This window comes from Shewanella sp. SP2S2-6 (genome assembly GCF_031931965.1).
GTDB classification, from domain to species: Bacteria; Pseudomonadota; Gammaproteobacteria; order Enterobacterales; family Shewanellaceae; genus Shewanella; species Shewanella baltica.
Map to the genome: position 1 here is coordinate 1 of NZ_JAUOEQ010000066.1, position 3,827 is coordinate 3,827.

The 3,827-nt window shown below is 46.4% G+C and carries 3 protein-coding genes and 4 tRNA genes; 6 read left to right on the top strand and 1 reads right to left on the bottom strand.

The window, feature by feature from the left end:
• Positions 1-120: 120 nt before the first annotated feature.
• Both murB and birA read left to right on the top strand, forming a co-directional pair.
• The gene (murB, locus tag Q4Q57_RS21910) at positions 121-1,146 is read left to right on the top strand and encodes a UDP-N-acetylmuramate dehydrogenase (protein WP_311892024.1); all 1,026 of its coding nucleotides are present in this window, start codon (positions 121-123) and stop codon (positions 1,144-1,146) included.
• Positions 1,139-2,098, top strand: coding sequence for a bifunctional biotin--[acetyl-CoA-carboxylase] ligase/biotin operon repressor BirA (gene birA / locus Q4Q57_RS21915; protein ID WP_011848151.1), 960 nt, complete (start codon positions 1,139-1,141; stop codon positions 2,096-2,098). Before murB ends, birA begins: the two co-directional genes overlap by 8 nt.
• Positions 2,099-2,125: 27 nt before the next feature.
• Here the strand turns inward: birA and coaA are convergent, their stop codons facing one another.
• Positions 2,126-3,076, bottom strand: a complete 951-nt coding sequence (gene coaA, locus Q4Q57_RS21920) for a type I pantothenate kinase (RefSeq protein WP_311892025.1) — start codon at positions 3,074-3,076, stop codon at positions 2,126-2,128.
• 235 nt (positions 3,077-3,311) lie between these two features.
• Between coaA and Q4Q57_RS21925 the strand changes: the two genes are divergently transcribed.
• The 4 genes from Q4Q57_RS21925 to Q4Q57_RS21940 all read left to right on the top strand — a co-directional run bounded on the left by Q4Q57_RS21925 (position 3,312) and on the right by Q4Q57_RS21940 (position 3,675).
• A tRNA-Thr gene (locus Q4Q57_RS21925) sits at positions 3,312-3,387 on the top strand.
• A gap of 8 nt (positions 3,388-3,395) precedes the next feature.
• Positions 3,396-3,480: transfer RNA gene (locus Q4Q57_RS21930), tRNA-Tyr, on the top strand.
• 37 nt (positions 3,481-3,517) lie between these two features.
• Positions 3,518-3,591 (top strand) — tRNA-Gly (locus Q4Q57_RS21935).
• Positions 3,592-3,599: 8 nt separating this feature from the next.
• Positions 3,600-3,675, top strand: a tRNA-Thr gene (locus Q4Q57_RS21940).
• The last annotated feature ends 152 nt before the right edge of the window (positions 3,676-3,827 follow it).

Consider the following 3,827-nt stretch of genomic DNA (forward strand, 5'->3'; position numbering starts at 1 on the left):
TGATTTTTCGCCTAAATGCCCACTCCACGGTGACTATTTCATCAATACGTGTCCTCCGCGTTAGCTGCAATCCTTGCTTTTAGCAGTTACAATGTGCTTTTGTCGTCATTGATCAAACACATGTCTCTATCTCATAGCCTTAAATCGTTTAATTCCTTTGGTTTGGCCCAGTCTTGCGCCGCTCTTGTCGAGGCGCACTCAAAAGAAGCTGTTCGAGCAATGTGTTTGCCACTATGGCAACAGCAATTGCCTATGTTGGTGCTTGGTGGCGGTAGCAATCTGGTCTTCACAGAGGACTTTAACGGCACAATTGTCAGGATTTTATCGAAGGGGATAAAAGTCTCTGAAGACGCAGAAGCTTTTTATCTCGAGGTTGAGGCGGGTGAGAATTGGCATGAGTTAATTCGGTTTACGCTCGAGCGTGGCATGTTTGGGCTGGAAAATATGGCGTTAATTCCTGGAACGGTTGGCGCAGCACCTATCCAGAATATTGGCGCTTATGGTGTTGAACTCTGTGATGTGTGTGATTGGGTTGAGTATCTTGATTTACCCTCAGGTGAGTTTGTGCGTATAAGTACAGCTGAGTGTCAATTTGCTTACCGTGAGTCTATTTTCAAAGACAAATTACGCAATCTTGCCGTAGTCACTGCTGTCGGACTGCGCTTAGCTAAACGTTGGCAACCGCGTTTGGCTTATGGTCCATTGCAATCGTTTGATCCTGCAACCGTCACTGCGCGTGAGATCTTTGATCGCGTATGCCAAGTGCGCAGTGAAAAGCTCCCTGATCCAGCAGTGCTCGGCAATGCAGGCAGTTTCTTTAAAAATCCTATTGTTAGCGCGGCCTGTTATCTAGATTTAGCACAGCGTTTTCCGACGATAGTGGGTTACGCGCAAGCGGATGCGACGGTGAAATTGGCGGCAGGTTGGTTGATTGAACAAGCGGGACTGAAAGGTTTTGTGCTTGGTAATGCGGCTGTGCATGACAAACAAGCTTTGGTATTAGTGAATCGAGGCGGGGCAACGGGGCGCGATATTTGTCGCTTAGCGCTGCATGTTATTGCGCAAGTACAGGATAAATTTGGTGTTGTGCTAGAAGCGGAACCTAGAATCATGGGCGCTAACGGTGAAGGAGATTTGTATGTCTGATAATTGGGGAAGAAAGCGCCAGATATTAGCGTTATTGTCTAGCGGTCAATTTGTTTCAGGCGAGCAGTTAGCCACTGAACTTGGGATTTCGCGCGCCGCTGTAAATAAGCACATTGATGCGTTAGAAACCTATGGCGTAGCAATTTATAGCGTTAAAGGTCGCGGCTATAAGTTAGCCAATCCCATCTCTTTGATTGATGCTTCACGTTTAGTGCAGTCAATTGATAACCGTTGTTTTTATTTTGATGAGATCGCAAGCACCAACGGCTTTATGCTGAGCCATACCACTGAGCTAAAGAATGGCGATGTGTGCGTGGCAGAGTATCAATCTGCAGGTCGCGGTCGCCGAGGTCGCACTTGGGTGTCGCCCTATGGGCATCACTTATATTTCTCGCTGTTTTGGACATTTCCGCAGGGAATGGCACAGGCTATGGGATTAAGTTTAGTAGTGGCCTGTACATTGGTTGAAGTGCTTAAATCGTTTGGGGTAGAGAATATCGGGGTTAAGTGGCCGAATGACATCTATTTGGATAACAAGAAGCTTGCCGGGATCTTGATTGAAATGTCGGGACAGGCGGATAGTCAGTGTCAGCTGATCATTGGTGTTGGCGTTAATATGGCGATGTCAGAGGAGCAAGGGAAAGGTATAGATCAGCCTTGGAGTGACCTGTCAGATTTGGTCGATATGCCTGATAAGACAGCGCTTGTTATCGAATTACAGAAGCAGCTCAAGCGTGATATCCAGCTATTTGAGCGTGAAGGATTAGCTGCATTCAAAGCTCGTTGGCAAGCGGCAGACTTATTTTATGGCCGTGAAATACGTTTGCTTATGGGTGAAAAATCGGTCGAAGGGATTTGCCGCGGTGTTGATGAGCAAGGTGCAGTATTGCTCGAAACCGCCGATGGTGTGCAAGCATTTATCGGCGGTGAAATTAGCTTAAGGGCACGCTAAGCACCCAAGAGACTATTTTACAGAAGACTATTTGCGCATCAGTACGTGGGACATCAAATGATCCTGACCTTTTTGTAGGATCAAATGGGCCCTTTCACGGGTCGGTTGAATATTCAATTGCAGGTTGGGACCGTTAGTCGTGTCCCAAATATTGGCAGCAATGGTATTAGCTTCATCGTCGGTTAGCGTCGAATAGTGATGGAAATAGGATTTTTTGTCACTGAAGGCACCAGAGCGGAATTGCAAGAAGCGCTCTTTGTACCATTGTTTGAGTAACGACTCTTGTGCATCGACATAAATAGAAAAGTCGACAAAATCGGAGACAAAAGGACGACGGGTATCGACGGGGGAGTCTAGCCCAGTCTGCAGTACATTCAAGCCTTCCAAAATTAAGATGTCTGGCTGAGAAACGGTTTGGTGTTGATTCTTCACACGGTCATAGGTGACATGTGAATAGATGGGGGCTTTCACATGTGGCTGACCGGATTTCACGGCGGAGATAAACTCAACCAGCATTTTCATATCGTAGCTTTCCGGAAATCCCTTACGCTGTAAGAGTCCTTTACGCTTCAAGTCTGCCAGTGGATACAAAAAGCCATCCGTGGTCACCAGATCGACCTTAGGATGCTCAGGCCAGTGCTGTAGTAAGGCTTGCAATATGCGCGCTGTGGTACTTTTGCCGACGGCGACACTGCCAGCAATACTAATGATGTAAGGGCTTTTTGATGGCTTTTGGCCAAGAAACTCATCAACGACTAATCCACGTTGTTGCTTAGCTTTGACTATTAGATTGAGCAGCCGACTAAGGGGAAGATAAATATCTGTGACTTCCGATAAGGATATCTTCTCATTAATGCCTCTAAGATTTTCCAAGTCTTGCTCGCTCAGCGTCAGCGGCACTGAATCTCGTAACTCAGACCATTGCAGGCGCTCAAAGGCGAGATAGAGTGCTTTTTGAATTGAATTTTTAGAAGTCATTGGCTTTCCTCAGCTTAGGAAAGGCACAGTACACTATGGAATTATTCGGAACAATACTAAATGGGTGGTTGTAGCCGTGTTTCCGTGACCGTTTGATGTATTCGCTGTTTAATTGGTCGGCAAAGTTGGATAACGTGTAAAAAAACACCGTTCGAGCGCTTTTTTTACGTAAATAGGTGTTTTTTACTTGCACTTGGGAGCGCATTTACCTAATATCCCGTTCCGAAATGATAATGCCGGCATAGCTCAGTTGGTAGAGCAACTGACTTGTAATCAGTAGGTCCCGAGTTCGACTCTTGGTGCCGGCACCATTTTCTGTGGAGGGGTTCCCGAGTGGCCAAAGGGATCAGACTGTAAATCTGACGGCTCAGCCTTCGAAGGTTCGAATCCTTCTCCCTCCACCACTTTTTCTAGGTAGTTAGGTAGCCTTAGTTAGGTTGCGCGGACATCGTATAATGGTATTACTCCAGCCTTCCAAGCTGATAACGCGGGTTCGATTCCCGCTGTCCGCTCCAAATTAGTTGCTGATATGGCTCAGTTGGTAGAGCACACCCTTGGTAAGGGTGAGGTCGGCAGTTCGAATCTGCCTATCAGCACCAGCCTCTCTAAATTTAGCTCCTACGCCTAAACATAATCGGTTCGATGTCATTTTAATGCATCGGATTTTTTCTATATGTTAGTTTTCATCACCAAGATTCTTGGACTGAGGCATTACCATGGCTAAAGCTAAATTTGAACGTATTAAGCCCCA

Coding starts and splice junctions, on each gene's coding strand:
- coaA (WP_311892025.1), bottom strand. CDS start 3,076: ATGACTTCTAAAAATTCAATTCAAAAAGCACTCTATCTCGCCTTTGAG.
- birA (WP_011848151.1), top strand. CDS start 1,139: ATGTCTGATAATTGGGGAAGAAAGCGCCAGATATTAGCGTTATTGTCT.
- murB (WP_311892024.1), top strand. CDS start 121: ATGTCTCTATCTCATAGCCTTAAATCGTTTAATTCCTTTGGTTTGGCC.